General features: G+C 71.2%; 1 protein-coding gene. It reads left to right on the plus strand.

The features are described from left to right. The first annotated feature begins 929 nt into the window (after window positions 1-929). On the plus strand, window positions 930-1,124 hold the full coding sequence (locus ACFRJ9_RS23955; RefSeq protein ID WP_377536168.1) for a hypothetical protein: 195 nt from the start codon (window positions 930-932) through the stop codon (window positions 1,122-1,124). The last annotated feature ends 6 nt before the right edge of the window (window positions 1,125-1,130 follow it).

Raw genomic sequence — 1,130 nt, forward strand, 5'->3', positions numbered from 1 at the left:
CCGCCCGGCCGCGTCAGGACTCATCCTCGAAGGCCTCGAAGATGACCTGGGCGAGACGCCTGCCCGCCTCCCGGGCCATACCGAGTGCCACCCCTCCGGCAAGACCAGACGCCCCCCGCTTCACAGCCTCGCGACGGGTCGGGCGCTCATGCGATGCGGGCGCCTGCTGGTCGCTCTGTTCGTTGCTCAACTGGTCCTCCAGACCGTGGAAAAAAAGTCCGTCTGTCCCGGACAGGCCGGGGCGGTGGTGACGTTGAGGGAGCGGGGCCCAAGCCGCGCAAGTCCTCACTCCTTCGCCGGACTCAGGCGAAGAAGGACAGGACCGGGGCAGAGAAAAGCCCCCGTCCGTTGTCCGGAGGGGGGCTTGGTACCTCAGTGCGTGACGAAGCGCTATCAGTGATCGAGCGGCACACCCTTGCATTCCGATCCGCAGGTGTTCCCCGGGGGAACAGATCGCGGCGGGGTGTTCCCCGGGGGAACAGCCCGGGATCACTGTGCCGGACCGGTGGGCAAGCCTCGCAAGTCCCTGTCGCGGCACCGGTGGGGGCAGTGGTGGGGGTTTCGGTGGGGCCCACCAACGGGGCCACCGGTGTCCGTGGTCGGGTCTGTGGTCGGGTGCGCGGTCGCCCCGTGGTCGGGTTGCACGGGAGGTTGCGCACCAGGTTGCGCACTCCTCATTCCGACGGCCTGCGTTGTCGCAGGTAGAGCCGCGTGGTCGGGCGCTTCCACTTGTGCCGACATCCCCTCTACGGCCCCCTGCCGCCCCAAGCAAGACGAAAGAGAAGGGTGGGGGGTGGGTGGTGGCGGCGGCCGGGCGAGGGGATCGGGTGCGTGGCGGTGGGCCGTCCGCCCGGCTCGCGCCGTGCGGCGAAAGCGCCGACGCCCCGGCATGGCGTCGGCGAAGGGTGGCCGACCGGGAGACTGGCGGCATGAGCACCACGCGCCGCCCACTGGGCACCGGTCCGTCGACCACCGCCAGGAGCACGACGACGTCGACCGCCCCGCGGCTGCTGCCCGTTGAGCACGTCGACCGCGAACAGCTCCTCGAGGACGACGCGGAGCACCAGGAGGTGGCCGCCGCGCGGCCCGACCGACGGACGCTCGGGTCGGGTCCGGCGGCATAGACCCTG

This window comes from Paenarthrobacter sp. NPDC056912, from assembly GCF_042786555.1.
Classification (GTDB): Bacteria; Actinomycetota; Actinomycetes; order Actinomycetales; family Micrococcaceae; genus Arthrobacter.

What these genes read in the sequence shown, in the direction of transcription:
- ACFRJ9_RS23955 (WP_377536168.1), top strand. Translation starts at nt 930, where the DNA reads ATGAGCACCACGCGCCGCCCACTGGGCACCGGTCCGTCGACCACCGCC.